This window comes from Mesorhizobium sp. M7A.F.Ca.CA.003.01.2.1, from assembly GCF_003998945.1.
GTDB classification, from domain to species: Bacteria; Pseudomonadota; Alphaproteobacteria; order Rhizobiales; family Rhizobiaceae; genus Mesorhizobium; species Mesorhizobium ciceri.
Window position 1 is genome coordinate 1 of the sequence record NZ_RZRA01001364.1, and the last position, 1,030, is coordinate 1,030.

A 1,030-nucleotide genomic window follows, 5' to 3' on the forward strand; every position below is an offset into this window, starting at 1 on the left:
GTTCAGAATCGTGGCATGAAGGCGGATTTGGATTGAGCGCCTTGAATTAATTAAACGTTCGTTTTATTATTGCTCCGCAGAGGAGCTGACATGGCACGCACCGCCGGGTCTGATGGCGAAAAGACCGAAGCGACCATTCGTGAGGCGGCGGTCAATCTGATCGCGCGTTTTGGCTACGAGGCGATGTCGATGCGACAGCTCGCCGCCGAGGTCGGCGTACAGGCGGCCGCACTCTACCGCTACTTTCCGACCAAGGAAGAGCTTCTGTTCACGCTGATGCGCGAGCACATGGAAGGTTTGACCGAAGCGTGGGAAACAGCTCGCCCGGTTAATGCGGATCCCGTGCAGCGGCTTTCGGCCTATGTCGAAAACCACATCACTTTCCACATCGAGCGACGGCACGCCACGCATGTGTCGAACATGGAATTGCGCAGCCTGTCGCCGGAAAGGCTGACGCAGATCCTGCGCATGCGCACTGCCTACGAGAAGGAGCTGCGCACCATCCTGCGCGACGGCGCCGAGACGGGCACCTTCAGCATCGACGACACCGGGCTGACCGCCATGGCGCTGATCCAGATGATGACCGGCGTCATCGTCTGGTTTCGGCCGGGCGAACGGCTGTCGATCGCTGAAGTGACCACAACATATCTTTCAATGACAATGCGGCTCGTCGGCGCGAAGATCGACGCCTACGGCGCCGCGCGTCCCTTCGGACGCGCAAAGGACGCTGCAGCATTTTGATTCGCGCATGATCCCTTTCCGAAATCAAAGTCGATTTTCGAGGTCATGCGCAGGGAGGAGAAAAATGTACACCAACACGCTCAGCTTCGGGCATGACGAAGAGATCGAGGCGCTGCGCGACATGGTGCGGCGCTTTGCCCAGGACCGGATCGCGCCGATCGCCGCCGACATCGATCGCTCGAACGAATTCCCGGCGCATCTGTGGGGCGAATTCGGTGCGCTCGGCCTGCTCGGCATCACCGCCGACCCCGATTTCGGCGGCAGCGGCATGGGCGAGATAGCCCATGCC

The 1,030-nt window shown here is 60.4% G+C and carries 2 protein-coding genes; both read left to right on the forward strand.

Translation table 11 applies throughout. The features are described from left to right. Positions 1-90: 90 nt before the first annotated feature. Positions 91-741 (forward strand): TetR/AcrR family transcriptional regulator, encoded by a 651-nt coding sequence (locus EN969_RS32675; RefSeq protein ID WP_013532606.1) that lies wholly within the window; start codon positions 91-93, stop codon positions 739-741. A 64-nt stretch (positions 742-805) separates the two neighbouring features. Continuing rightward, positions 806-1,030: acyl-CoA dehydrogenase family protein (locus EN969_RS32680; RefSeq protein ID WP_206525304.1), on the forward strand; the 225-nt coding region annotated here is incomplete at its 3' end.

Excerpts from the sequence above, each read along its gene's own strand:
- EN969_RS32675 (WP_013532606.1), top strand. The coding sequence starts at position 91 with ATGGCACGCACCGCCGGGTCTGATGGCGAAAAGACCGAAGCGACCATT.